Annotated in this window: 30 protein-coding genes; 9 read left to right on the top strand and 21 right to left on the bottom strand. The window is 62.4% G+C overall.

Annotation, left to right across the window (positions count from 1 at the left end; genetic code table 11):
• Positions 1-8 precede the first annotated feature (8 nt).
• The 3 genes from LB516_RS26845 to LB516_RS26835 all read right to left on the bottom strand — a co-directional run bounded on the left by LB516_RS26845 (position 9) and on the right by LB516_RS26835 (position 2,342).
• Positions 9-1,097, bottom strand: coding sequence for a class I SAM-dependent methyltransferase (locus tag LB516_RS26845; protein WP_140713640.1), 1,089 nt, complete (start codon positions 1,095-1,097; stop codon positions 9-11).
• Positions 1,094-1,954, bottom strand: coding sequence for a prolipoprotein diacylglyceryl transferase (lgt, locus tag LB516_RS26840; protein WP_140713642.1), 861 nt, complete (start codon positions 1,952-1,954; stop codon positions 1,094-1,096). The genes LB516_RS26845 and lgt overlap by 4 nt, the downstream gene beginning before the upstream one ends.
• A gap of 145 nt (positions 1,955-2,099) precedes the next feature.
• A complete protein-coding gene (locus LB516_RS26835) occupies positions 2,100-2,342 on the bottom strand; it encodes a BrnA antitoxin family protein (RefSeq protein WP_140617702.1) in 243 nt (80 codons plus the stop codon).
• A 223-nt stretch (positions 2,343-2,565) separates the two neighbouring features.
• Here LB516_RS26835 and LB516_RS26830 point away from each other — a divergent pair, with 223 nt between their 5' ends.
• The 3 genes from LB516_RS26830 to LB516_RS26820 all read left to right on the top strand — a co-directional run bounded on the left by LB516_RS26830 (position 2,566) and on the right by LB516_RS26820 (position 4,063).
• Positions 2,566-2,868 carry an accessory factor UbiK family protein gene (locus LB516_RS26830; RefSeq protein ID WP_140713644.1) on the top strand — a complete coding sequence of 101 codons (303 nt, stop codon included), beginning with the start codon at positions 2,566-2,568 and terminating at the stop codon, positions 2,866-2,868.
• Positions 2,869-3,187: 319 nt separating this feature from the next.
• Positions 3,188-3,688 (top strand): YbjN domain-containing protein, encoded by a 501-nt coding sequence (locus LB516_RS26825; protein WP_027143347.1) that lies wholly within the window; start codon positions 3,188-3,190, stop codon positions 3,686-3,688.
• A 15-nt stretch (positions 3,689-3,703) separates the two neighbouring features.
• Positions 3,704-4,063 (top strand): tRNA-binding protein, encoded by a 360-nt coding sequence (locus tag LB516_RS26820; protein WP_140664836.1) that lies wholly within the window; start codon positions 3,704-3,706, stop codon positions 4,061-4,063.
• Between the two features lie 60 nt (positions 4,064-4,123).
• Here the strand turns inward: LB516_RS26820 and LB516_RS26815 are convergent, their stop codons facing one another.
• From LB516_RS26815 to LB516_RS26800, 4 genes are all read right to left on the bottom strand, one after another.
• Positions 4,124-5,146, bottom strand: coding sequence for a glycosyltransferase family 4 protein (locus LB516_RS26815; protein ID WP_015316100.1), 1,023 nt, complete (start codon positions 5,144-5,146; stop codon positions 4,124-4,126).
• 250 nt (positions 5,147-5,396) lie between these two features.
• A complete protein-coding gene (locus tag LB516_RS26810) occupies positions 5,397-6,812 on the bottom strand; it encodes an ATP-binding protein (protein ID WP_140617703.1) in 1,416 nt (471 codons plus the stop codon).
• Positions 6,813-6,958: 146 nt separating this feature from the next.
• A complete protein-coding gene (locus tag LB516_RS26805) occupies positions 6,959-7,678 on the bottom strand; it encodes a response regulator (protein ID WP_023770265.1) in 720 nt (239 codons plus the stop codon).
• Positions 7,665-8,198, bottom strand: coding sequence for a MarR family winged helix-turn-helix transcriptional regulator (locus LB516_RS26800; protein ID WP_015316103.1), 534 nt, complete (start codon positions 8,196-8,198; stop codon positions 7,665-7,667). Before LB516_RS26800 ends, LB516_RS26805 begins: the two co-directional genes overlap by 14 nt.
• Positions 8,199-8,457: 259 nt before the next feature.
• On the opposite strand from LB516_RS26800, the gene LB516_RS26795 reads away from it, so the two are divergent.
• The 3 genes from LB516_RS26795 (at position 8,458) to LB516_RS26785 (ending at position 10,589) form a co-directional block, all read left to right on the top strand.
• Positions 8,458-9,351 carry a branched-chain amino acid aminotransferase gene (locus LB516_RS26795; protein WP_140617704.1) on the top strand — a complete coding sequence of 298 codons (894 nt, stop codon included), beginning with the start codon at positions 8,458-8,460 and terminating at the stop codon, positions 9,349-9,351.
• A 145-nt stretch (positions 9,352-9,496) separates the two neighbouring features.
• Positions 9,497-9,814: a hypothetical protein gene (locus LB516_RS26790; protein ID WP_015316105.1), complete on the top strand. Its 318-nt coding sequence runs from the start codon at positions 9,497-9,499 to the stop codon at positions 9,812-9,814.
• Positions 9,815-9,950: 136 nt separating this feature from the next.
• Positions 9,951-10,589: an MBL fold metallo-hydrolase gene (locus tag LB516_RS26785; RefSeq protein ID WP_015316106.1), complete on the top strand. Its 639-nt coding sequence runs from the start codon at positions 9,951-9,953 to the stop codon at positions 10,587-10,589.
• Positions 10,590-10,683: 94 nt separating this feature from the next.
• On the opposite strand, the gene LB516_RS26780 is transcribed toward LB516_RS26785, so the two are convergent.
• From LB516_RS26780 to LB516_RS26770, 3 genes are all read right to left on the bottom strand, one after another.
• On the bottom strand, positions 10,684-11,118 hold the full coding sequence (locus tag LB516_RS26780) for a BA14K family protein (protein WP_015316107.1): 435 nt from the start codon (positions 11,116-11,118) through the stop codon (positions 10,684-10,686).
• Between the two features lie 186 nt (positions 11,119-11,304).
• Positions 11,305-11,517: a cold-shock protein gene (locus LB516_RS26775; RefSeq protein WP_008877668.1), complete on the bottom strand. Its 213-nt coding sequence runs from the start codon at positions 11,515-11,517 to the stop codon at positions 11,305-11,307.
• 318 nt (positions 11,518-11,835) lie between these two features.
• Complete coding sequence (locus LB516_RS26770; protein ID WP_006202520.1) at positions 11,836-12,048, bottom strand: cold-shock protein; 213 nt, start codon at positions 12,046-12,048, stop codon at positions 11,836-11,838.
• Positions 12,049-12,631: 583 nt separating this feature from the next.
• Here LB516_RS26770 and LB516_RS26765 point away from each other — a divergent pair.
• A complete protein-coding gene (locus LB516_RS26765) occupies positions 12,632-13,042 on the top strand; it encodes a Kazal-type serine protease inhibitor domain-containing protein (protein WP_015316108.1) in 411 nt (136 codons plus the stop codon).
• Positions 13,043-13,075: 33 nt separating this feature from the next.
• On the opposite strand, the gene LB516_RS26760 is transcribed toward LB516_RS26765, so the two are convergent.
• The 4 genes from LB516_RS26760 to LB516_RS26745 all read right to left on the bottom strand — a co-directional run bounded on the left by LB516_RS26760 (position 13,076) and on the right by LB516_RS26745 (position 14,764).
• Positions 13,076-13,693 (bottom strand): flavodoxin family protein, encoded by a 618-nt coding sequence (locus LB516_RS26760; RefSeq protein ID WP_140823223.1) that lies wholly within the window; start codon positions 13,691-13,693, stop codon positions 13,076-13,078.
• 79 nt (positions 13,694-13,772) lie between these two features.
• Positions 13,773-14,021, bottom strand: a complete 249-nt coding sequence (locus LB516_RS26755) for a hypothetical protein (protein ID WP_015316110.1) — start codon at positions 14,019-14,021, stop codon at positions 13,773-13,775.
• Entirely contained in the window at positions 14,018-14,287 is a 270-nt protein-coding gene (locus LB516_RS26750) for a hypothetical protein (protein ID WP_224720672.1), read from the bottom strand. The genes LB516_RS26755 and LB516_RS26750 overlap by 4 nt, the downstream gene beginning before the upstream one ends.
• A 108-nt stretch (positions 14,288-14,395) precedes the next feature.
• Positions 14,396-14,764 (bottom strand): hypothetical protein, encoded by a 369-nt coding sequence (locus tag LB516_RS26745; RefSeq protein ID WP_224720671.1) that lies wholly within the window; start codon positions 14,762-14,764, stop codon positions 14,396-14,398.
• Between the two features lie 213 nt (positions 14,765-14,977).
• Here LB516_RS26745 and LB516_RS26740 point away from each other — a divergent pair, with 213 nt between their 5' ends.
• On the top strand, positions 14,978-16,612 hold the full coding sequence (locus tag LB516_RS26740; protein ID WP_140664853.1) for a tetratricopeptide repeat-containing sulfotransferase family protein: 1,635 nt from the start codon (positions 14,978-14,980) through the stop codon (positions 16,610-16,612).
• Between the two features lie 46 nt (positions 16,613-16,658).
• Here the strand turns inward: LB516_RS26740 and LB516_RS26735 are convergent, their stop codons facing one another.
• Entirely contained in the window at positions 16,659-17,012 is a 354-nt protein-coding gene (locus LB516_RS26735) for a DUF1428 domain-containing protein (protein ID WP_140617709.1), read from the bottom strand.
• A gap of 98 nt (positions 17,013-17,110) precedes the next feature.
• Positions 17,111-17,527: a VOC family protein gene (locus LB516_RS26730; RefSeq protein WP_140664855.1), complete on the bottom strand. Its 417-nt coding sequence runs from the start codon at positions 17,525-17,527 to the stop codon at positions 17,111-17,113.
• Between the two features lie 221 nt (positions 17,528-17,748).
• Here LB516_RS26730 and LB516_RS26725 point away from each other — a divergent pair, with 221 nt between their 5' ends.
• A complete protein-coding gene (locus tag LB516_RS26725; protein WP_015316116.1) occupies positions 17,749-18,363 on the top strand; it encodes a glutathione S-transferase in 615 nt (204 codons plus the stop codon).
• 28 nt (positions 18,364-18,391) lie between these two features.
• Here LB516_RS26725 and LB516_RS26720 read toward each other — a convergent pair whose 3' ends face one another.
• The 5 genes from LB516_RS26720 to LB516_RS26700 form a co-directional block, all read right to left on the bottom strand.
• Positions 18,392-18,649 carry a hypothetical protein gene (locus LB516_RS26720; RefSeq protein WP_015316117.1) on the bottom strand — a complete coding sequence of 86 codons (258 nt, stop codon included), beginning with the start codon at positions 18,647-18,649 and terminating at the stop codon, positions 18,392-18,394.
• 32 nt (positions 18,650-18,681) lie between these two features.
• Positions 18,682-18,990 carry a HigA family addiction module antitoxin gene (locus LB516_RS26715; protein WP_015316118.1) on the bottom strand — a complete coding sequence of 103 codons (309 nt, stop codon included), beginning with the start codon at positions 18,988-18,990 and terminating at the stop codon, positions 18,682-18,684.
• A 27-nt stretch (positions 18,991-19,017) separates the two neighbouring features.
• Positions 19,018-19,296, bottom strand: a complete 279-nt coding sequence (locus LB516_RS26710; RefSeq protein ID WP_015316119.1) for a type II toxin-antitoxin system RelE/ParE family toxin — start codon at positions 19,294-19,296, stop codon at positions 19,018-19,020.
• Between the two features lie 79 nt (positions 19,297-19,375).
• A complete protein-coding gene (locus LB516_RS26705; RefSeq protein ID WP_015316120.1) occupies positions 19,376-20,902 on the bottom strand; it encodes an ABC-F family ATP-binding cassette domain-containing protein in 1,527 nt (508 codons plus the stop codon).
• Between the two features lie 244 nt (positions 20,903-21,146).
• A complete protein-coding gene (locus LB516_RS26700) occupies positions 21,147-22,052 on the bottom strand; it encodes a DMT family transporter (RefSeq protein ID WP_015316121.1) in 906 nt (301 codons plus the stop codon).
• Positions 22,053-22,128 lie beyond the last annotated feature (76 nt).

Here is a 22,128-nt window from a genome sequence, read left to right as displayed (position 1 = left end):
ACGAAAAGTCAATCCGCCGTGGTGAATGGCCTGACGGAGACGTCGCGTGGAACGACGGCGAGGACCTTGAAGAGTTCGCCCATCGCTTGCGGCCCGGCGAGCCGTTCGACGGCATCCGATATGTTGTCGCGTGCCGCCTGGCCGGCATCGGCGCCCAGCAGGCCGGCGCGCTCAAGAATGCCCATGCCGAGCAGGAAATTGCCCTGCGTCGACAGATGGGCATCGAGACCATGCGCGCGCACGATCGCTGCAAGAGCGGCGAAATCGACATGGGACGTAAGGTCTGCTTCGCCGGGATTGGCCAGCACATCTTCGTGATTGTGCCGGCGCAAGGCCTGCAGCGTGTCGCCGACGCCGGGCCGCAGATGGCCGTAGTCGAGGAATAGCCCGGCGCCGCCATGAGCCGCCATGCGCTCGGCGATCGCCGCCATCAAGGCGGTGCGGGCGGGCGCGATTTCGACGATCGCGCCTTGCGGCGCGTCGGCCGCATCCCTGGGCAGCAGCATCGGGTCGACCGAGCCGGCGCCGGCGAAGAAGCAAAGATTGTCGGCGTCGTCCAGGCCGACCATGCGCTCGCGCCACTCGGCGCCGGCACGGACGAACTGGCGGATAGGCACCGCATCGAACAATTCGTTGCCGACGATCAACAGCGGTTGATGGGGCAGGGTCTCGATCGCTTCATGCCAGTCTATCGCGAAGGGTGTCGCTCCAAGCGTCTGCTTCTGGATCTCGGCCAAGCGCGGACTGGTCTCGATCATGGCGAAGGCGGCGCCGTTGGCCAAGGCCGGATCGAGCCGCGACAAGGTGCGCAGCATGTCTTTCATCAGCGTGCCACGGCCGGGGCCGATCTCTGCGACGGTGACCGGCATCGGCCGGCCGATCGCTGCCCAAGCCTGGTAAAGCCAAACGGCGACGAGTTCGCCGAACATCTGGCTGATCTCCGGCGCGGTGATGAAGTCGCCGGCCGCGCCGAACGGCTCGCGTGTGGTGTAATAACCATCGCGCGGATCGAACAGGCACAGCGCCATGTATTCGTTGATGGGCATCGGACCGACCGCCTCGATCAGATCGACGATACGAGCCTTCAGCCGCGTCATGTCGCCTGCGGCTGCGCTTGCGTCACCGGCTTGGCCGTCGCCATCGCCCAGATGCCGGCCAGCACCATCGGCGTCGACAGGATCATGCCCATGGTCAGCCAGTTGGTGCCGAGGAGATAGCCGAGCTGCTGGTCGGGCTCGCGAAAGAACTCCACGAAAATTCGTGACAGGCCGTAGCCGCAGATGAAGGCGCCGCCGACAAAGCGCGGTGTCTTCAGCTTGAGGCGCGAATGGGTAAGGACGCGCAGCACGACAAACAGCACCAGCCCTTCGAGCAAGGCCTCGTAGAGCTGGCTCGGATGGCGGGTGAACGGACCGCCGTTGGGGAATTCGATCGCCCAGGGCACATCGGTGGGCCGCCCCCAGAGCTCGGAATTAATGAAGTTGGCGACGCGCACGAGACCGAGACCGACCGGCACGCCAGCTGCCACGACATCGAACAGCGACCAGGTGCGGATGCCGCGCTTCATGGAAAACAGCGTCATGGCGAGGATGACGCCGAGCAGGCCGCCATGGAAGGACATGCCGCCTTGCCAGACAGCGAAGATGTCGAGCGGATGGGCGATGTAGCGCGCCAGGTCGTAGAACAGGACATAGCCGGTGCGGCCGCCCAGAACCACGCCAATGGCCGCCCAGACGATGAAATCGTCGAGGTCCTCAGGCTTCATCGGCAAGACGCCGTCGGGCCAGAGTTTAGGATTGGCGGCGAGCCGCTTGGCATACCACCAGGCAAACAGGATGCCGACGATGTAACCGATGCCGTACCAGTGCACCGCCAGCGGCCCGATCTGGACGAGGATCGGATTGATATTGGGAAAAGGCAGCGAAGCCAACGGCAGCAGGAAATATTCGTTCAACGGGGAGCTCTCGGTTGCGATCGGCGCGGACCATGCGGCAGGGTTTTGGCAGGGTCAAGGCAAGGTCACGGGGGTCAATGGTCCGGGAACAGATTCGGGTCCGGGAACAGATTCGCTTCCAGCTCCGTCGCCGGGGTGGCCGTGCTTACCCCCTGGGCTTGGCGGCCACCACTTCGCGCAAGGCGTCGTTGATCCTGTCCTGCCAGCCGGGACCATCTTCCTGGAAATGATCGAGCACGGCCCGGTCGATCCTGATCGAGACCAGCTCGCGGACATTCGGTGCGGTGGAGGGTTCGCGAGGCGGGGCCGCTGCCGGTTTCTTGACCGGCTTGAAAACAGCTTCGGCGGCTTCCATCGGATTTGTCGGTCTGCGCGGGGGCGTTGCCATTGGTTATCCTGATTGAAACGTGCGTGAAGGGAGACGAGGGCGTTACAATAGGCGACTTGCCACCATCAAGTACAGCTTCGGAGCCGTTCGAGAGGCTCCTGCAGGACCCGCGCCCATCATGCGGGCCGTGCGCCATAGCAGCGCGGAGGCCGCATCGGGTCCCAACGTTCTTGCATTCCTGGCGCCACGTCACTAATTCAAATCAAGCAAGCGAGGATTTGCCATGTCGACCGGACCGAACCGCATTCTCGATGAATTCGCCAAGCTGATGACCGATGCGGCCGGTGCCGCTCAAGGTGTGCGGCGTGAGGTGGAGACGGCCTTCAAGGGCCAGGCGGAACGCATCCTCAACTCCATGGATGTCGTGCAGCGCGAGGAGTTCGAGGCCGCGCGCGAGATGGCCGCCAAGGCGAGGGAAGAAAACGGCAGGCTCGCCTCGCGCATCGCGACGCTCGAGGCCAGGATCGCCGAGCTGACCGGTCAGGCCACACCTGCGGCGCCGGCGAAGCCCAAGCCGAAAAAATAATTCGTTAAACTTTTCCACAAAGCACCAGCCTGAAAATCGCTTTGCCGTGAATCGCTTACCGGCATTGCGTGACTCTTTGTGACAGGCACCTTTCCACATGCGAATGACGCAGTGCGAAAAATTGGGCTGTTCACGCGACTCCCGATCAATAGACTGAATTTGTTGCATGATTCGGAGCAGGGTCATGCAACCGGGCGGTGGGGTTCGGTCTGGGGTCTTTGCGTTGATAAGTCCCGGCCGTCCGAGTTCTAGACAAGATTGTTCGTCGTGTGTGCCCCGCGGAGCGTGTGGCGCTCCCCCTGAACACAGGAAGCATTCCATGGAACTTCTCGAACTCGAATTTTCCCGCGAAATCCATCCGGTGGATGTGATTGAGCAGGTGGCCCACAACAATGACTGGTCCTTCGAACGGGCCGGCGATGACGAAATCTCGATCTCGGTTGCCGGCAGCTGGACCGACTATCACGTCTCCTTCTCGTGGATGGAGGATTTCGAGGCGCTGCACCTTGCCTGCGCCTTCGACATCAAGGTGCCGGAAACCCGCACGCTGGAAGTTATGCGGCTGTTGTCGCTGATCAACGAACAGATGCTGTTCGGCCATTTCGACCTCTGGGAGCAGGAAGGCGCGATCATGTTCCGCCAGTCGCTGCTGCTCGCTGGCGGGGTCGAACCCTCGAGCCAGCAGGTCGAGGTGCTTTTGTCCTCGGCGCTGGAAGCCTGCGAATGCTATTTCCAGGCTTTCCAGTTCGTCGTCTGGTCGGGAACCTCGGCCAAGGACGCGCTGGCCGGCGTGCTGTTCGAGACCTTCGGCAACGCCTGAGCAGAAGCGTTCGACATGGGTTCAAACAACGAGCGCAAGCCTGAAATCAGCTTCGCCGATTTCGATCGTGTCGACATCCGTGCCGGCACGATCGTCGAGGCCGAACCGTTTCCGGAGGCGCGCAAGCCGGCCTTCAAGCTGAAGATCGATTTCGGAACCGAGATCGGAGTGAAGAAGTCCTCGGCGCAGATCACCAAATATTATACGCCCGAGACCTTGATCGGCCGCCAGGTGTTCGCGGTGGTCAATTTCCCGCCGCGCCAGATCGGCCCGTTCATGTCGGAAGTGCTGACGCTCGGCTTTCCCGATGAAGAGGGCGCCGTGGTGTTGGGCGCTATCGAACGCAAGGTGCCGGATGGCGGCAGGCTGTTCTAGGCTTTCCGAGGTCAAACAGAATACCGCCTCGTTCCTTGGCGTCCCCGCCGGCCTGTCGGATCAGGCCGCCAGCTTGCGCGTCGTTCCCAGTGCTTCCCCGACCGCGTCGAGAAACATTTCCGCGCAGGCCTTCCAACTGTAGCGCATGGCGCGCTCGCGGGCCTGGTCGCGGCTGACGTCGAGCGCGGCCAGCGCGGCCTCGCGCAAATCGGTGGAAACAGCACCGCCGACACCATCACCAACGATGTCGATCGGCCCGGTCACCGGGTAGGCGGCGACCGGCGTGCCGCTGGCCAGCGCCTCGATGATGACGTTACCGAAAGTGTCGGTGCGGCTGGGAAAGACGAAGACGTCGGCGGAGGCGTAGATTTCGGCCAGTTCGTCATTGGGGCGATGGCCGAGGAAATGCGCCTTCGGATATTTCGCCTTCAGCTTGGCAAGCTCGGGCCCTTCACCGACGATCACCTTGCTGCCGGGCAGGTCTAGGTCGAGGAAGGCCGACAGGTTCTTTTCGATGGCGACGCGGCCGACACATAGGAAGACCGGGCTGGGGAAGCCGAGGTCCTTGCGCTTGTCGGGCCGGAAATGCTCGGTGTCGACGCCACGCGTCCAGGGCCTCAGCTTGTTGAAGCCGCGCGCCGTGAGATCGTCGGCGAGCGACTGGGTGGCGACCAGCGTGCCTTGGCCCGAATTGTGGAAATCGCGCAGCCAGCGATAGGCCCAGCTCTCCGGCACCGGCAGGCGGGCGCTGAGATATTCGGGAAAGCGGGTGTGGTAGCTGGTGGTGAACGGCCGGCCGGCATTGCGGCAATGGCGCCGCGCCATGATACCCAGCGGTCCCTCGGTGACGATGTGAATGTGGTCGGCCTTGTAGCCGTCGATCAGGCGCGCGACATGGCCGGGCGTGGTCAGCGCCAGGCGGATGTCGGGGTAGGTCGGCAGGGGCAGGGTGCGAAAGATGTTCGGGGTCAGGAACTCGACCGCGACGTCGAAGGATTTCAGGGTCTCGGTGAGCCGCTCCAGCGTGTGGACGACGCCGTTGACCTGCGGGCGCCAGGCGTCGGTGACCATCACTATGCGCATGGCGGCCCTTTGCTCCGGAGGTCGGCGGTTGCCTTGAAACGATGCCGGAACGGCGACCATGCGGCCGCCCTCGCTTCGCTCCAGCGCACCCTGACGGGTACGGGGTCGAAGTGAGGCGGCAAGGACGAATCAAGTGCGGTCGCGCGCTTCATGCGCGCTCTTGACCATGGTTTCATGACGGGCGGATGAAGCAGACCGTGATCCCGAAAGGTCGAAAGCGGCTTTCAGGCAAGATCATGCCAAATAGAGATCAGGCCGGAACCTTGATCACCGCGCGCAGGCCACCCATCGGGCTGTCGTCGAGCGTGATGTCGCCGCCGTGGCTGCGGGCGATGTCGCGGGCGATCGACAGACCGAGCCCGGTGCCGCTGGCGTCGAGGTTACGGGCTTCGTCGAGCCGCACGAAGGGCTTGAACACGTCTTCGCGCCTGTCGGCCGGAATGCCTGGCCCATTATCGTCGACGGTGACGAGAAGCGAGCCGCGGCCGTGGTCGGCGGTGACCTCAACGGTGCGGGCATAGCGGAAGGCATTGCCGATGACGTTGGACAGCAGCCGCGCGAAGGCGTTCGGCCTGACATGCACGGTCGGATCGCCGGAAAGCGTCGTCGACAGTCTGCATTTGCGCAAGTTCGCTTCTTCGCCAAGCTTCTGGAAATAGGCTTCCAGATCGAAACGTCCCGGGTCCTCCGAGGCCTCGCCCTTGGCAAAGGCGAGATAGCCTTCCAGCATCGACTGCATGTCCTCGATGTCCTGGTCGAGCGCCGCCTTGGTCTCGGCCTTGCCGCCGGCCAACGCCAGCTGCAGCTTGAAGCGAGTAAGGATGGTCCTGAGATCATGACTGACACCGGTCAGCATGGCCGTGCGCTGCTCGATCTGGCGCTCGATGCGCTCGCGCATCTGGATGAAGGCAAAGCCGGCGCGGCGCACCTCTTCGGCCCCGCGCGGGCGGAAATCGCGCGGCATCGGCCGGCCCTTGCCGAAGCTTTCGGCGGCCTCGGCAAGCGCCAGGATCGGCCGGATCTGGTTGCGCAGGAAGGGGATGGCGATCATCAGGAGCACCAGCGAGGTGCCGACCATCCAGATCAGGAAAATGTGGGTGTTGGAGGCATAGGCCTGGCTGCGGCGCACGAAGACGCGCAGCACCTTGTTCTCGAGCTGGACGCGCACTTCGATGATGTTGGAATTGCCGACAGTGTCGATCCAGAAGGGGCGGTTGATCTGCCGAGTGATCTCGGCGGAGAGAACATCGTCGAGGATAGAGAAGAACGGTTTTGGACCGGGCGGCGGCAGCGGATCGGGCGGCAGCAGATCGACCTTCAGCTGCATGCGATCCTGCGCGATGCGGATGATGTTGGCGTAGTCGGCGTCGTGCGGATAAGTCTCGATCATGTCGATGATGGCGGCGATGTCGCGCACGGTGGCCTGCGACAGGCGTTGCGTCACGGTTGCCCAGTGGCGCTCCATGAAATCGAAGGCGACAACCGACTGCAAAAGGATCATCGGCGCGATGACGATGATCAGCGAGCGCGCATAGAGGCGCTTGGGCATGTAAAGCGAAACCAGGCGCCAGAACCGGTTCCAGATGCGCGGCACCGCCTTGAGCGACCGTGTGGCGCGTGCACTCAAACCGTCATTGTCCGGCTGTTCCAGTTCCGTGGTCGCCATTGGCTCTTTTCATCCGTCGGCGGTATTGGGTCGGGATGACGTTTGGCTGAATCGTCATCCTGATCCAACTCTTTGTTGGAGCATGATCTTTTCCGAAAACCGGTTCCCACTTTTCGGGACCATGCACTTGGGCCGCCGCCGGCATTCTATTCCACGCTGAGCCGATACCCAATACCGCGCACGGTCTGCAGCCAGACCGGATTGGACGGATCGCGCTCGATCTTGCGGCGCAGCCGGTTGATCTGGACGTCGATGGTGCGCTCGCCGACTTCCGAATCGTCGCCGACGAGTTCGTGGCGGGGGATGGTTTCGCCGGCGCGCGCGGCGAAGATCGCCAGGATCTCCTGTTCGCGGTCGGTCAGCTTCAGCGCCTCGCCGCCGCGCTTCAGTTCGCGCCTGGCGATCTGGAAGGTGTAGGGGCCGAACACCAGCTGCTCGACCTTGGGCGTCGCCGCCGGGCCGCCACGGCGCAGGATGTTGTTGATGCGCAGGATCAGCTCGCGCGGGTCGAAGGGTTTTGGCAGGTAGTCGTCGGCGCCGGCTTCGAGCCCCGAGATGCGGCTGTCGGTCTCCGACAAGGCCGTCAGCATCAGGATCGGCACGTTCTTCTCGGCGCGCAGCGCCTTGGTGAGATCGACGCCACTTTCTCCCGGCATCATCACGTCGAGCACGAGCAGGTCGAAATCGAGGCCGGCGAGCTTGCGGCGGGCCTCGCCGGCATTGCCGGCGACGGTGACGCGAAAGCCGTTTTCGGTCAGATACTGCTTGAGAAGATTGCGAATGCGGGTGTCGTCGTCGACCACGAGCAGATGTGGTGCGTCGTCATCCGGTGCGGCCGCGGTGTCGACCCTCTCAGTGCTCTCCATGGCTTTTCCCTGACATTTTTGCGGACCCAACGTCGATCTGAGCTCTCAGTTCCGGATTGACCATTGCTTCGAGGAAGCGTTCCACCAAGGTCCGTTCGGTGGCGCCGGAATCTTCCAATGCAGCACGGATGCGGCGTGACTGTGGCCGCGCCAGCGCCAGCGCCAGCGCACGGCCCTTGGCCGTCGGATAGAGTTCGCGCTGGCGACGGTCGCGCGGGCCCTGCAACTGCACGACGTGATCGGTGTCGATCAATTGCTTCAGCACACGCGCCAGGCTCTGCTTGGTTATCTTCAGCACGTCGAGCAATTCGGCGACGGTCAGGCCCGGCCGGCGGTTGACGAAATGCAGCACGCGGTGGTGGGCGCGGCCGAAGCCGTAGTCGGCCAGGATCTGATCGGGATCGGAAGTGAAGTCGCGATAGGCGAAGAAGAAGAGTTCGATGATGGCGAAGTCGATGCCGTCCTCGCTGGTGATCGCGGTCCTGATCGGTTTTCCGGCAGCTGGGCTTTTATCCGTCATCATTTCTCCATGGGAACGGGAGATTATGTCAGTACTATTGACGTAATTTCCCTGCAATGGTAATTTTTGACAAGCTTTTGAGCGGATTGCGAACGAAAAGGCGAGGCAAGCCGGTTTTTCCGGAACTTCCTGAGTTTGCCAGGGCGCGATTATCCGCTTACGCTTCCAGACACCGGCCGGCGTCTCCAACCACATGGCGCTGCCAAAAGAACACGCAACGACACTAGGATATGCGGGTCGCGACCCGCGGGAGGTTACCATGGCATCCGTTCCCTTCGATCAACTGGACGGCTTCATCTGGATGAATGGCGCGTTCGTCCCGTGGGGGGACGCCAAGATTCATGTGCTGACCCACGGCCTGCATTACGCCAGCGCGGTCTTCGAGGGTGAGCGCGCCTATGGCGGCGAGATCTTCAAGCTCAACGAGCATACGGAACGCCTGCATGAATCGGCGCGCCTGCTCGGCTTCAAGATTCCCTATTCGGTGGCCGAGCTCAACGACGCGTCGACCACGCTCCTGAAGAAGCAGGGCTTCCAGGACGCCTATGTCAGGCCGATCGCCTGGCGCGGCAGCGAGCAGATGGGTGTTTCGGCGCAAAACAACCGCATCAACGTCGCCATCGCCATTTGGCAATGGCCGAGCTATTTCGACCCGGCGCAGAAGCTGAAGGGCATCCGTCTCGATGTGGCGGAATGGCGCCGGCCCGATCCGCGCACGGCGCCGTCGCGGTCGAAGGCCGCCGGCCTCTACATGATCTGCACCATGTCCAAGCATGCCGCCGAGGCCAAGGGCTATGCCGACGCCATGATGCTCGACTGGCGGGGCCAGGTCGCCGAAGCGACGGGCGCCAACATCTTCTTCGTCAAGGACGGCAAGATCCACACGCCCAAGCCCGATTGCTTCCTCGACGGCATTACCCGCCGCACGGTCATTGGTCTCGCCAGGGATCGCGGCCTGGAGATCATCGAACGCGCCATCCTGCCGGAAGAACTGGAAGGGTTCGAGCAGTGCTTCCTGACCGGAACGGCAGCGGAAGTAACCCCGGTTTCGGAGATCGGCCCTTACCGATTCGAAGTCGGCGAGATCGCCAAGAATCTCATGAACGACTATTCTATCGCCGTTCAACCCAAGCATGCTATCGCCGCAGAATAACGATAGTCACAGCTTTTCGCGCAAGCAGGGGCGGTTTTCGGGCCGCCCCTTTTATTTCAGCGTTTCTGCATTTGACTTTCCTCCAATTCGGCGTCTCATGATGGTGTCGGCCCGGGAGGCTGGCAGCTATGGAGGGACTAATCATATGGACATGAACACGCTTCTTCCGATCATCATTCAGATCATCACAGGCATCATTGGTGGTCAGGCGGTCGGCGCGGCGATCAAGACGGCGGCAATGGGTCAGCTTCCCAAAATCCTGGGCGGAGCCATCGGCGGTGTCGGCGGCGCGGCGATCCTCGGCAGCCTGCTTGGCGGCGGTGCGATCAGTCCTGACGCGGCCGCGGCGGCGACCAGCGGCCTGGGCAGCGCGCTCAACCTGCAGAACATCGTCGGTGGCGCCGGCGGTGGCGCGATCCTGACCGGCATTCTCGGCGCGGTCATGGGCGCCATGAAGAAATAAGCCTGCCGATCTCGGGCTTCGCAGAATGGGCGGCTTCGGCCGCCCATTCCTTTGGAGACGCACTGTTTGGCCTTCCGGCTGTGGACGGTTTTGAGCGATGCCTCTACATGATCGCTGACACAGCGAAAGGACGATCATGGGTCAGCTCAATGCCGGCATCGTGCCGGTCACACCGTTCCAGCAGAACTGCACCATCCTGTTCGACATGGAGGACAAGCATGGCGTCGTCGTGGATCCGGGCGGCGACATTGACAAGGTGCTGGCAACGTTGAAGGACAACGCGATCGCGGCCGAGGCGATCTGGATCACGCACGGTCATATCGATCATGCCGGCGGCGCCATGGAACTGAAGGAAGCACTCGGCGTCGAGATCATCGGCCCGCATGAAGCCGACAAGATGCTGCTCGACAATCTGGAAAACCAGGGCAGGCGCTACGGCATCGGCGGTGTGCGAAACTGCGTGCCCGATCGGTTCCTCGCCGAAGGCGAGACGGTGTCGTTCGGCGGCCATGTGTTCGAGGTGCTGCATTGCCCCGGCCACGCACCGGGCCATGTCGTCTATTATAACCGCGCCGCCAAATTCGCCCATGTCGGCGATGTTCTGTTTCGTGGTTCGGTCGGCCGCACCGACCTGCCCGGCGGCGACCATGCGGCCCTCATCGCCTCGATCAAGAACAAGCTGTTGCCGCTCGGCGACGACATCGGCTTCATCTGCGGCCATGGCCCCGGCGGGCGTTTTGGCGAGGAACGGCGAACCAACCCGTTTTTGACCTGAATGAGATGAGGGCCGCCGCCGGAAGCCGAACAAACCGACAACAAAAAAGCGCTGGCCTTGCGGTCAACGCTTTTTTGTTTGGGGCAGGGAAGCCTCAGTTGGCGGTGCAGAAATGCTGTTCGCCGTCGCTGCCGGTGAAGGTGCCGGTACGGGAATTGAAGGTGCGGTAGCGGTCCGAGCAGTACTCGTACCAGCCGCGCGTCCACGGTTCGGCGTAACGGTCGGCATAGACCACCTGCGGTTCCGCGTAGTAGCGGCGGACCGGGGCAGGGCGCACCCGCACGTCACGATCGTAGTAACCGTCATCGTAATAACGGTCGGAATCGGGCGGTGGCCGGTCATTGGCCAATGCGCCACCGATCAATGCGCCGGCGGCAAGGCCGAGAACGCCGGCTGCCACGGCATCGCCATGGCCATGGCCGTGATGGTGCCAACGGCGCCAGTCATCGGCATTGGCCGCCGAGAAGGTCCCCAGCGTGGTGGCGACCACGGCTGCGGACAGCACGGCTGTCTTGAAAATGCGGTTCATCTTGGTCTCCTTCGTACCGGACCGTGCAGTTTCTTGCAGGGGATGCAGTCCGGCTTTACGAATGACTAATATGGGACCGTGGCTGAACGGGGGCTGAACGAAAATTTGGCCGCACGCATTCTTTCACCGCCTCAAAATCGCACCTTTCGGCGCGGACCTGACTGTCGGAGCCGGTCCGAAGCCGGCTCAGCCGACCGACAGGTTGACGGCCTTGGGTCCCTTGCCGCGCTTGTCCGGCTCGGTGTCGAATGTCACTTTCTGCCCATCTTCGAGACCGGGGAGACCCGACGCCTGCACGGCCGAAATATGGACGAAGACATCCTTCGCGCCATCATCCGGTGTGATGAAGCCGAAGCCCTTGGCATGGTTGAAGAATTTGACGGTGCCGGTCTGCGGCATGGGAAGCTCCTTTGATCCCATAAACTCCAGTCTCGGGCCGGCAAATGCCCGAATGCAAATTTGTCCTTTATTTTAGCGCTATCGGCAAGAGAAAGTTTTGCTGGCACTTAAAGCACGTCGCTTTAAGTGCTTGTTTTGATGCGCGTCATTGGCCCGGACCCGGGATGAACTTCCGGATGAGACGAGTCTGCGCTGCGCGGCGGACATGAAAAAGGCGCGGCGAAAACCGCCGCGCCTTTCAAAAATCCGTCTGCCTGCCCAGGTGCTGGTCAAGCTCCTCGTTCGCCCATCCGCCTGGGATGCGCGCGCGCCGATCGCTCAGGCTGCGCGCAGGTTGACCGCCTTCGGGCCCTTGCCCATGCGGTCCGGCTCGACGTCGAAAGTGACCTTCTGGCCATCGACGAGCGTGCGCAGGCCCGAGGCCTCGATCGCTGAAATGTGGACGAACACGTCCTTGGCGCCGCCGTCGGGCGTGATGAAACCGAAGCCTTTGGTCGCATTGAAGAATTTAACGGTGCCGGTCTGGGCCATTGGGGAAACTCCTTCACCCGTTCAGTCTTGGTGGTCCTGCCCGCCACCTGGCGTCGAGGGCAGTTCCTGGTGGTTGCTTTCGGCAGTCATGCATTGGCGCATGGTCAAACCCCCCGCCGAAAAACGGGGCCGTCAGAGATTCACAGTATCGGGGAAAGGTCGTCCAAAACGTTCCGCTCTCCGGGTCGCAAATGCCCGAACACACAATTTATCGCACGGAAACGTGAAGGTTGCAAGATAGCGCCGCGGGCCGCCGCCATGGGCGCATCCCGACGCAAAAATCGACCGATCAAAGCGTCGACCGGCCGCAAATAGGCTTCGTTGGCGGAAGGGTCATCGGCCCACAGCACCGGTCATGGATGGGCCAGGAGCGACGATTGCCGGGGACGCAGCTGGGGCCCACCGGTTCGGGTGTCGTTCTCCTACAGAAGCGCAAACAAGGGTTGCAATTGGCGGTGGAATGACGACGCTCACGCCATTGGGTGACTGATCCAAATCTTGTTTTGATCGATATCATCATCAACGAACCGCCACGCAGTCTTGGGCGGTACGGACCGGGACGGGGATCGAGGGAGAGACGATCATGAGGTTTCTTGCGGCGATCTTTTCACGGCAGGTTTTTGCCGTCCTTTTCCTGTCGGCAATTCTTGCCGCCTGCACGGTCGTCGTCGATGACGGACCTGGGCCGCGACCGCGTCCGCCGCGCCCTGAACCGCAATTCTGCACCAAGCAATACGAGCCGGTCTGCGCCCGGCGCGGCGGAGATCGCCAGACCTTCGCCAATGCCTGTCTGGCCGATCGGGCGGGTTACCGCATCGTGCGTGACGGCGCCTGTCACGGCGGTGATGGCGGTGATGGCGGTGGCGAGAAGACGTTCTGCACCCGCGAATATGCTCCGGTGTGCGCCCGCCGGCATGGAGAGATGCGCACCTTCCCCAACGCCTGCGAGGCGCGGGCCTCGGACTACCGCATCGTCGGCGAGGGGCCGTGCTGAGATTCTGCCGTCTCCCGCATGAGGGGAAGGCCATTATTTGTCCACGCCAACATAAGCTTTGCTCTTGAGCAGGCCGGCCAGATGAGCAGCGTTTGAGGCCGCCATTTCGATGGCTTCGGTAACCTTGGCGGGGGTTTTCGGCAGGTCGACGTAATTGACGTCATGCATGGCTTCACCGACCCAGTAGACGCCGCCATTGGCGGGAATGGTGAAGCCGACATCGTTCAGCGCCTGGAAGCACTCCGCATGGCAATGATGCGCGCCGTCCTCGTTGCCGACAATCGCCACCAGGGCCACCTTGCCGGCGGCCGGCATGCGGCCCTTGTCGTCGGTCTCCTCGAGAAAGGCGTCCATCCGCTCCATGACGCGCTTGGCGACGCTCGATGGCTGGCCCAACCAGATCGGCAAGCCGAGAATAAAGATATCGGCGGCCAGGATCTTTTCGCGCAGGCCAGGCCAGTCGTCGCCCCTGCCCATGTCGGAGAGCACGCCAGGCTTGATGTCATGATCAAGCGTGCGCACGACCTCGCCTTCCACGCCATGCGGTTTGAGCGCCGCGAGCAGATCGGCGATGATCTTGTCGGTGGACGATTTTTCCTTGTCGCTGGATGCTTTCAGCGAACAGTTGAGGGCAAAGGCGGTGAGGGACATCGCAAAACTCCTGCATCTGGTGTGAAGGCTCAACGCCGCGAGGCGTTTGCGGTTGCGCGGTGTGTCGGCCGGCCTCCGCTCAGCTGGCCGGATTGTCGGCCAGTTCGAGATTGTCTTCCGTGGTGACCCGTTCGTGGGTCTCCTGGTCGCTGCGGATGCGGTATTGCGGGGAACCGTCCTTGACCGGCAGCCTGCTCTTGATCTCGAACAGTTCCGCGGCCTTGTTGACCAAGCCGGTCCGGCTTTTCATCCGCACGGTCTGGCCGATGGCGAAGAGATGCGAGGGGGTGTCGGTGCGCGGTCGCGCATTCTGTTGAAAACGGATCATGCTGCATTCTCCCGGTCGCGCACCAGCGCGGTTTCGAGGTCCAGGTGGTCGATGGCGACGAGCTGGCTGGTGAGCGGATTGTTCACCGCCTTTGCCGGCAGATGGATGAAGGTGGCGACGCGGCGCCAGGCAAGCCGCGACATGCCCTCGATCAACTCCTCGTCCTGATCGATGTCGTAGTCGCCGGCCGGCAGTTGTCCTTCCAGGCCACCGAGCATGAATGGCGCGGTGAAATGGGCGATGGAACGGGTGGTGCGGTCGGGCATTGTCCTGGCCTTTTGGGATGAGATTGGCGGGTCGAGAACCTCTGACGCCGCGAGATGCCAATTCTGGCCCAAACCATATGTGATATATAACAGAAATCGGCGCTCTATTCAAGAGTAATAACGAAATTCCTTGCTTCGATTTGAAAAATAGACGGATATAAATTTTGGAATAAATCTGCTATGTCTGCGGATATCTTCGAAAATTTCTTCGGGATGTGCCGAGTTTTTCCTCGGCGCCCATGTTTTTATTTTTTCTAAAAGGGATAAAGCCATGGATTCAATCAGAACTTCGAAAGGGAAGAGCATGGCGATCAATCCGATCGTCAGGTCAATCGCCACGTACCCCATTGGCGCTGCCGGAAAGCCGATGGCCGTCCAGTCGGCGCGGCTGACCATCAGAAGCGACGAGGCTGCAAGGCGAACGATCTCCGATACCGATGGAACTGTGAGGCGGGCCAGGCAGGTTGCAGAGACCAATCGCCTGATTTGATCGCTTTCGCCGCGACGTGAGGCGCAGAATCAAGCAAAGCCTTGAACCTGTAACGCCGATGGCCTAGATCGCGGCAGGCGCACGAACACGGTAGGTGTCCCATCAACAGAGATCAGAGAAGAGCGGCGGGTGCGGGGACCAAGCCTGGCGCGGCCAAGTCTGGCGGGGGAGGACAGCCGCCGCTGGGCCTCGACCAGTATGTGCAGCAGGCATTGCAACTGCACCAGGCCGGGCGCCGGCAGGAGGCCGAGGCGATCTACCGCCAGGTGCTGACGCGTCAGCCCAAACACGCGGCCGCGGCGCATTTCCTGGGGTTGCTGCTGCACCAGACGGGGCGCAGCGAAGAAGGCATGGATTTCCTCGAACAGTCGGTTCAGCTGCAGCCGACCAATCCCGACTTCCTCAACAATCTCGGCACGGTGATGCGCGATCTGGGCCGTGTCGCGGCGGCGATCGATTTCTTCCGCGGCGCGGTGGACCTGCGGCCGGAGCAGCTCGCGGCGCGCGACAATCTCGGCTCGTCGCTGAAGCAGATCGGCCGGTTCGACGAGGCCGAGGACATCTATCGCGGCACGGTGCAGCGCAATCCATTCCACGTGCGCGCCCGTATCGGGCTTGCCGAAACCCTGCAGGAAGCCGGACGCCTCGACGAGGCGCTGGCTGTCTTCCAGGAGGCACTGACCATCCGGCCTAGGGATGCCGACCTGCTGCACGGACTGGGCGTCGGGCTGATGGAAAAGGGCAAGCTCGACGAGGCGACCGGCCTGTTCCGGCAGGCGGTGGCGATCCAGCCCGGCATGGCCCGCGCGTGGCTGATGCTGACGCAGGTCAAGCGCCAGAAGGAGCGCGATGCCGAAATGGCTGGCATGGAGGCGCAGCACGCCAAGGCGCCTCAGGACAGCCTGGCACGCATGCAGCTGTCGTTTGGCCTCGGCAAGGCCAATGACGATCTCAAGGATTATGGCAGGGCCTTCGACTATTTCGCCGAGGGCAATGCCATCCGCCGCAAGGGCATCGACTACGACCCGGTGAAGACGCGCGCCGAATTCGAGGCAATGAAGACGGTGTTCGATGCCGGCTTCTTCGAAAAGCACAGACCGAGCCCGATTGCCGACGACGCGCCGATCTTCGTCGTCGGCATGCCGCGTTCGGGTACGACGCTGGTCGAACAGATCATCGCCAGTCACCCCCAGGTCTATGGCGCGGGCGAGCTCAGCATCCTGAAGACGGCGGTCGGCAAGCAGTTCCCGTCGAACATGCCAGGCGGCTTCCCCTGGGGCGTGGCCGACACGGACGATAGGGATTTCGCCGAGGCGGGGCAGGCCTATCTGGACATGCTGCATGCCCGATATCCGCATATGCGCCACGTCACCGACAAGATGCCGGGCAACTTCCTGCTTGTCGGCTTCATCCACATGATGCTGCCGAAGGCCAGGATCATCCATTGCGCCCGCGATGCGGCGGCGACATGCCTGTCGATCTACAAGGTGCATTTCCGCGGCGACAGCCACCGCTATGGCTATGACCTCGGTGAGCTCGCCGATTTCCACAATCTCTACACCGACATCATGGCGCATTGGCACAAGGTGCTGCCCGGCGTCGTGCACGATGTGCGCTACGAGGATTTCGTCGCCGACCAGGATGGGCAGAGCCGGGCGCTGATCGACTATCTCGGCCTGCCATGGGACGATGCCGTGCTGTCGTTCCACGAGACCGACAGGCCGGTGCGCACGGCGTCGGCCGCGCAGGTGCGCCAGCCCATGTACCAGGGCTCGGTCGATCTGTGGAAGCGCTATGGCGACAGGCTGAAACCACTGCTGGATAAGCTCGGATAGGCCGATAGCGCGGTAAGGCCGGCCTGCGAACGGCGGTCGAGCTGTCTCAAAGTTCCATGAAGGGCTGGAAGCCGCCGAAGATCATGCGCTTGCCGTCGAACGGCATCGTGGCCATATCGCGCTGCAGACGAGGGTCGGCCATCACCTTGGCCATCACCGCATCGCGATCCTGCCTGGATTTGTATACGGCCCAGGAGAAAACGACGATCTCATCATCCTTGGCCTGAACGGCACGCGGAAACGAGGTGATTTCGCCATAGGGCACGTCGTCGCCGATGCATTCGACATAGGCGAGCGCGCCATGTTCCATCCATATGGGGCCTGCGAGGTTGGCGAGCTTTTTATAGTCATCGAGATTTGCCTTCGGCACGGCAAGCACGAAGCCATCGACATAGGACATGGTGGTCTCCTCTTTGCTGAATTCGAACGCCGGGTCGGCGGGGATACACCCGGCGCGATTGGGCGCATCCCCTCGGCGAGGGGCGCGCTCGCTAAAGCCTATTCCGTCGGTGCGTTCATTGCCCATGCGACGCCGAAGGGATCCTTCACCTGGCCCCAGCGGTCGCCCCAGAACATCACCTGCAGCGGCGTGACGGCCTCGCAGCCGGCGTCGACGGCGCGCTTCCACCAAGCGTCGATATCATCCTTGCCGAGATGGAGCTGCAGCGTATAGCCCTGCGCCACCTGGTGCGGATGGCCGTGTTCCGGATAGGCGTCGCCCAGCATCAGTGTCGAGCCGTTGATATAGAGATGGATATGCATGGTGCGGCCTTTTTCGTCCGCCGGGTAGGCAAAGACTTCCTCGGCCCCGAAAGCCTTCTTGTAGAACTCGGCCGCCTTGATGGCACCGTCGACCTGAATATAGGGGGTCAATCCGCCAAGCACTTTTGGCCGGGGTGGGGTCTGGTCGGTCATTGCATGTTCCTCTTCACGTTGGTTTGGCCTTGCGGACCATAGGACGGATGAGATGACGGCAATCCTACAGGACGCCGAAAATTTTTGGCCGGGCGACAACCGATGGGTTGGGAAGGCGTGCAACGAACTTGCGTCGGCGGCTTCCAATCAGAGCGCAATTCTCTCGGCTCCCAAGCTAAAAGAGTTGGATTGCGCGCCGCCTACTCAGCCCGGAGACGACAATGATCCTCTATTATCAGACCCACTCACCTTTCGCGCGCAAGGCGCTGGTCTTCGCGCATGAGGCAGGCGTCGCCGATCAGCTCCAGGTCATTCATCACGAAACCAGCCCGACCTTGCACAACGCCAGTGTCCACGCCGAAAACCCGCTAGGCCAAGTGCCGGTGCTGCTGCGTCCGGGTGCGCCGGCGATCTTCGATTCCGACGTCATCTGCGCCTATCTCGATACGTTGCATGATGACCGGAAGTTGCTGCCGCAGGTCGGCGAGGCACGCTGGCAGGCGTTGCGGCTGCAATCGGCCGCCCAAGGCCTTGCGCAGACGGGCATCGCCTTGCGCTGGGAGACGGAAAGGAGACCCGAACAGCTGCGCTATGATGCTCTTGCCGAAGGATATCGGCAGAAGATCGAGGCGACCTACGACTGGGCCGAGGGCGCCCTTGACGACGAGGCGCCGCTCCATGTTGGACATATTGCGCTAGCCACCACGCTGTCCTGGATGGCGTTCCGTCATCTTCCGTCGTTTGGTTCGCGGGCGCGGCTGACGCGCTGGTTCGAGGCTTTCGAAAGGCGTGCGTCGATGCGTGCGACGCCGCTTTCGGGCGATACACATGATTGATTCGCGCTCGCCTGAGAGGCGGCGAGCGTCAACGGTTGTTCCGCGTGTCGAGGATTTCCGGAAAGCCGATATCCTTGCGCAGCGCGGCAGGCAGCGACAGCAGGATGCGTTCGCTGCGGTGACGGGCGCGCGCCGCGGCATACCGGGTTGCGATGCGGCCGATGGATGACAGGACGGACATGACGAATTCTCCCTGGTTTGGCGCCGGCATCATCGTGTCGGCATCCCAAGGACGGGGCCGCAACGGGCGATCCGACAGATTGCCCGGAAAATTTTTTGTCAGCATTTACATCTCGTTCAGGCGTCGCCGAGGAGAGCCTATGCGACCTTGAGCGTGGGAATAGCCGAAACATCGACCTCACGCTCGGCGTGCCAGGCATCGAAAGCCGCCTGCATCCGAAGCCAGATCGCGGCGCCGTCGCCGAACAGCTTCCCAAGGCGAGCGGCCACCGCCGGCGAAACCGGCTTCCTTTCGCGGATAATGTCATAGAGCTGCTGCCGGGATATCCCGAGCAGATTTGCAATTTCCACCTTGGTCTTTCCAGTTGCCGGGATAATGTCCTCAAGCAGCGCTCCCGGGTGGGAGGGGCAACGCTCGATCGGACGCGTCGGCTCGTGCACGGTCATACGTCGAACTTCTCCAATCTGGCCGCCTCAGTGATATTGCTCGAAATCGACGCGGGCGGCGTCGTTACCGTCGAATTCAAATGTAATGCACCACGGACCATTGACGTGGACCGTGTAGCGGATGGGATCGAGGCCTTTCAGCGAATGGAAGTCGAAGCCGGGAAGGTTCATCTCCTCCGGCTTTTCCGATGCTTCCAGGCGGTCAAGCCGAACAAGGATGCGCTTGTGCATCTTGGCATCGATCTTGCCGGTTTTTCCGGTTTGAAAAAGGTCGGACAGCGCCTTGTTCTTGAACGATTTGATCATGACATATGTAAACAGATCGCTTACACAAATCAAGAACCCTGTAAGCAAATAATTTACAGGCATGCCGATCTCCCGCCGCTCAGCCGGTTCCCTCAGCCACCTCGCGGAAGAAGCTCTCCGGATCCTCGACTTCGGTCAGCTTCCGCTTCTCGATCAGCCAGAAGCGGTTGCCGATGGCGCGGATGAAGGAGCGGTCGTGCGAGGCGAGCAGACAGCTTGCCTGGTGCTTCAGCAACTCTTCCTCCAGCGCTTCCTGGCCGTCTATGTCGAGATGGTTGGTGGGCTCGTCGAGCAGATAGAAATTGGGATTGGCGAGCCTGAGCGCCAGCATCATCAGCCGTGCCTTCTGGCCGCCCGACAGAACACCGATCTTTTTCTCCTGCATCTCGATGACCACGCCGGCGCCGGCAAGCAGCGAGCGGGCGCGCTGTTCGCCGACATCGTAACGGCGCGAGACCATCGCCAGCGGCGTGTCGTCGCCGCTGATGCCCGACAGCGCCTGGTCGCTGTAGCCGAGCACGGTGGACGGCGTCACCTTCACATTCCGCACCGTGTCCGGCTCGAGGATGGCGTTGCGGATCATGGTGACGAAGCGCGACTTGCCGACGCCGTTGCGGCCGAGCAGCACGATGCGGTCGCCCTGGCAGATGTGGCGCTTGCCGGTCCTGAACAGCAGCGTGCCGTCGGGCGTTTCGACCGCCACGTCGTCAAGCGTGATCAGCACCTTGGCGTGGGTGCCGCGATTGGCGAGTTTGATCGCGCCCGCCGATTTCTCGCGATGAGCCGGATTGGCGGCCTCTTCCAATTTTTCCGCGCGCTGGTTGAGTTGCTTGGTCTTGACCGTCAGCAGGTCGCTGCCGGAATTGATGCCGATATTGTTGAGCTTGGCCGCCTGCCGGCGCAATTGCTGCGCCACCTTCATGTCGCGCTGGAACTTTCGTTCGGTCGACGCGTCAACCTCGTCCAGCGCCTCCCTGGCGCGGGAATAGGGGAGGGAGAACACCGGCGACTGTTCCGGGCGCAGGAACAGCGTCCGGTTGGTGGTGGCGTCTAGGAAGGCGCGGTCATGGCTGGCGATGATGACGGGCACCTCGCGCGGCAGCGCGTTGAGCCAGGTTTCCAATTGGCTGATGCGGGCAAGGTCGAGATGGTTGGTCGGCTCGTCGAGCAAAAGCATGTCGGGATCGGTGACCCAGACGCGGGCGATCAGCGCCAGCCGCTGCCAGCCGCCGCTCAGTGCCTGCATTTCTCGCCCGCGCATCGGCTCGGGCACGTCAAGCGAATCGAGAACCACATCGACGCGCCACATCTCGCTGTCGGCCTGTTCGGGCGGTAACGCCTCAGCCACAACCTCGTAAAAAGTGCGGCCAAGCAGGGCAGGGGCAACGGACTGCTCGACATGGCCGACACGCAGACCGCGCGTGCGGCTGATGTCGCCTGTCGTCGGTTCCAGTTCGCCGGTCAGGCATTTGAGCAAGGTCGACTTGCCGCGGCCGTTGGCGGCGACGATGCCGAGCCGGTCGCCGTTGCCGATGCTGAGGTCGAGATTGGAAAAGAGCGGCGCACTCATGGTGACGCCGAGGGATTTGAAGCTGATCAGGGCCATTTTGATTTCTCTGGTCTTGCCGGAATGCCGGCTCATGCACTTTGACGGTGCGCGTGCCGGCCATCAGGCCAGGCGTTGCACACCACGAAGGGCAGACCAAAAATCGAAGCGGGAAAACCCGGACCGTCCCTGGTCAGCCCTGCAAGCTGGCTCGCAGGGCGGAAATCGGGCCACGCTGACGATGGTGACGATAGAACGTAAACACGTGAGCCCTCCTTTCGAGACGTTCGAGTGTGACGACTGGCTACATCAAAGGCGAGGCTGATGGCAAGGCCGCCGCTTTCAAGCGGCGCGGGAAGGGGTCCAGCACCAGTATGCAGCCGCCGATGATTGCCACCGCGCCGAAGCCCTGGATCAGGGTCAGCGACTCGCCGAGCACAATCGTTCCAGCCAGCACCGCGATCGTGGTCACGGCGAATTCGACGCTGATGGTCCTGGTGGCTCCGATGCTGGCCACCAGCCGGAAATACACGACATAGGTCAATGCGCTCATCACGCAGGCCAGTATGGCCAGGTAGAGGAAGTCGACAGGGCGCGGCATGGCCGGCACCGGCACGGCGAGCAGCAGCGGCAGCGTCATCAGGCCGCCGAACAGGAAGGCGGCGCTGGTGAGTTCCAGCGAGCCGGCCGAGCGCAAATGGCGATTGGCGTAGTTGCTGCCGAATGCCGCCGAGAAGGAACTGAACAGCGAGGCGGCACAGCCGATCGCAAAGGATGCGGTGACCGGAACGGCGGGGAAACCGACCAGGACGATGATGCCGGCAGCGCCGAGCAGCAGTCCGGCCAGGCCGCGAACAGCGATGCGCTCAAGCCCCCAGAGCTGGCCGATGATCATCGAGAACAGCGGGATGGCGGCAACCAGGATGGCCGCCATCGCCGTGCCGATGCGCGGCGTGGCATAGGACAGGCCGATCAGCTGCGCCGCCACCGTCGTCGCGCCGACCATGGCGAAATGCCGCCAGCCGGCGCTGAAATCCAGCCGTCGCCGCGTCGCGGCGGCAAGCAGAAAGAGCGTGATGCCGGCGATCAGCGCGCGCAAGGTGACCGCGCCGACCCAGCCAAAGGCATGTACCACCTTGAGCAGCACCAGGAACGACAGTCCCCAGGTGACAGCCAGGAAGACGTAGGCGGCGATGTCTCTGGGTTTCATGGGGGAGTTGGCTGATGGTTTTCGGAGCGGAAGAGCAGAATTGAAAGGCCCGTATAGGTTCGTCCCACGACTGGCA

The organism is Mesorhizobium sp. CO1-1-7, assembly GCF_020164885.1.
In the GTDB taxonomy this organism is placed as follows: Bacteria; Pseudomonadota; Alphaproteobacteria; order Rhizobiales; family Rhizobiaceae; genus Mesorhizobium; species Mesorhizobium australicum.
Note: the sequence above shows the minus strand (reverse complement) of the source record. Positions and strands in the feature narration are given on the sequence as shown.

What these genes read in the sequence shown, in the direction of transcription:
- LB516_RS26820 (WP_140664836.1), top strand. Translation starts at nt 3,704, where the DNA reads ATGGGTTCAAACAACGAGCGCAAGCCTGAAATCAGCTTCGCCGATTTC.
- LB516_RS26815 (WP_015316100.1), bottom strand. Translation starts at nt 5,146, where the DNA reads ATGCGCATAGTGATGGTCACCGACGCCTGGCGCCCGCAGGTCAACGGC.
- LB516_RS26700 (WP_015316121.1), bottom strand. Translation starts at nt 22,052, where the DNA reads ATGAAACCCAGAGACATCGCCGCCTACGTCTTCCTGGCTGTCACCTGG.
- LB516_RS26795 (WP_140617704.1), top strand. Translation starts at nt 8,458, where the DNA reads ATGGCATCCGTTCCCTTCGATCAACTGGACGGCTTCATCTGGATGAAT.
- LB516_RS26760 (WP_140823223.1), bottom strand. Translation starts at nt 13,693, where the DNA reads ATGTCCCTCACCGCCTTTGCCCTCAACTGTTCGCTGAAAGCATCCAGC.
- LB516_RS26775 (WP_008877668.1), bottom strand. Translation starts at nt 11,517, where the DNA reads ATGCCGCAGACCGGCACCGTCAAATTCTTCAACCATGCCAAGGGCTTC.
- LB516_RS26780 (WP_015316107.1), bottom strand. Translation starts at nt 11,118, where the DNA reads ATGAACCGCATTTTCAAGACAGCCGTGCTGTCCGCAGCCGTGGTCGCC.
- LB516_RS26720 (WP_015316117.1), bottom strand. Translation starts at nt 18,649, where the DNA reads ATGCTGACAAAAAATTTTCCGGGCAATCTGTCGGATCGCCCGTTGCGG.
- LB516_RS26825 (WP_027143347.1), top strand. Translation starts at nt 3,188, where the DNA reads ATGGAACTTCTCGAACTCGAATTTTCCCGCGAAATCCATCCGGTGGAT.
- LB516_RS26765 (WP_015316108.1), top strand. Translation starts at nt 12,632, where the DNA reads ATGAGGTTTCTTGCGGCGATCTTTTCACGGCAGGTTTTTGCCGTCCTT.
- LB516_RS26845 (WP_140713640.1), bottom strand. Translation starts at nt 1,097, where the DNA reads ATGACGCGGCTGAAGGCTCGTATCGTCGATCTGATCGAGGCGGTCGGT.
- LB516_RS26800 (WP_015316103.1), bottom strand. Translation starts at nt 8,198, where the DNA reads ATGACGGATAAAAGCCCAGCTGCCGGAAAACCGATCAGGACCGCGATC.
- LB516_RS26715 (WP_015316118.1), bottom strand. Translation starts at nt 18,990, where the DNA reads ATGACCGTGCACGAGCCGACGCGTCCGATCGAGCGTTGCCCCTCCCAC.
- LB516_RS26810 (WP_140617703.1), bottom strand. Translation starts at nt 6,812, where the DNA reads ATGGCGACCACGGAACTGGAACAGCCGGACAATGACGGTTTGAGTGCA.
- LB516_RS26805 (WP_023770265.1), bottom strand. Translation starts at nt 7,678, where the DNA reads ATGGAGAGCACTGAGAGGGTCGACACCGCGGCCGCACCGGATGACGAC.
- LB516_RS26730 (WP_140664855.1), bottom strand. Translation starts at nt 17,527, where the DNA reads ATGACCGACCAGACCCCACCCCGGCCAAAAGTGCTTGGCGGATTGACC.
- LB516_RS26785 (WP_015316106.1), top strand. Translation starts at nt 9,951, where the DNA reads ATGGGTCAGCTCAATGCCGGCATCGTGCCGGTCACACCGTTCCAGCAG.
- LB516_RS26705 (WP_015316120.1), bottom strand. Translation starts at nt 20,902, where the DNA reads ATGGCCCTGATCAGCTTCAAATCCCTCGGCGTCACCATGAGTGCGCCG.
- LB516_RS26830 (WP_140713644.1), top strand. Translation starts at nt 2,566, where the DNA reads ATGTCGACCGGACCGAACCGCATTCTCGATGAATTCGCCAAGCTGATG.
- LB516_RS26750 (WP_224720672.1), bottom strand. Translation starts at nt 14,287, where the DNA reads ATGCCCGACCGCACCACCCGTTCCATCGCCCATTTCACCGCGCCATTC.
- LB516_RS26770 (WP_006202520.1), bottom strand. Translation starts at nt 12,048, where the DNA reads ATGGCCCAGACCGGCACCGTTAAATTCTTCAATGCGACCAAAGGCTTC.
- LB516_RS26755 (WP_015316110.1), bottom strand. Translation starts at nt 14,021, where the DNA reads ATGATCCGTTTTCAACAGAATGCGCGACCGCGCACCGACACCCCCTCG.
- LB516_RS26710 (WP_015316119.1), bottom strand. Translation starts at nt 19,296, where the DNA reads ATGATCAAATCGTTCAAGAACAAGGCGCTGTCCGACCTTTTTCAAACC.
- LB516_RS26835 (WP_140617702.1), bottom strand. Translation starts at nt 2,342, where the DNA reads ATGGCAACGCCCCCGCGCAGACCGACAAATCCGATGGAAGCCGCCGAA.
- LB516_RS26790 (WP_015316105.1), top strand. Translation starts at nt 9,497, where the DNA reads ATGGACATGAACACGCTTCTTCCGATCATCATTCAGATCATCACAGGC.
- LB516_RS26735 (WP_140617709.1), bottom strand. Translation starts at nt 17,012, where the DNA reads ATGTCCTATGTCGATGGCTTCGTGCTTGCCGTGCCGAAGGCAAATCTC.
- LB516_RS26725 (WP_015316116.1), top strand. Translation starts at nt 17,749, where the DNA reads ATGATCCTCTATTATCAGACCCACTCACCTTTCGCGCGCAAGGCGCTG.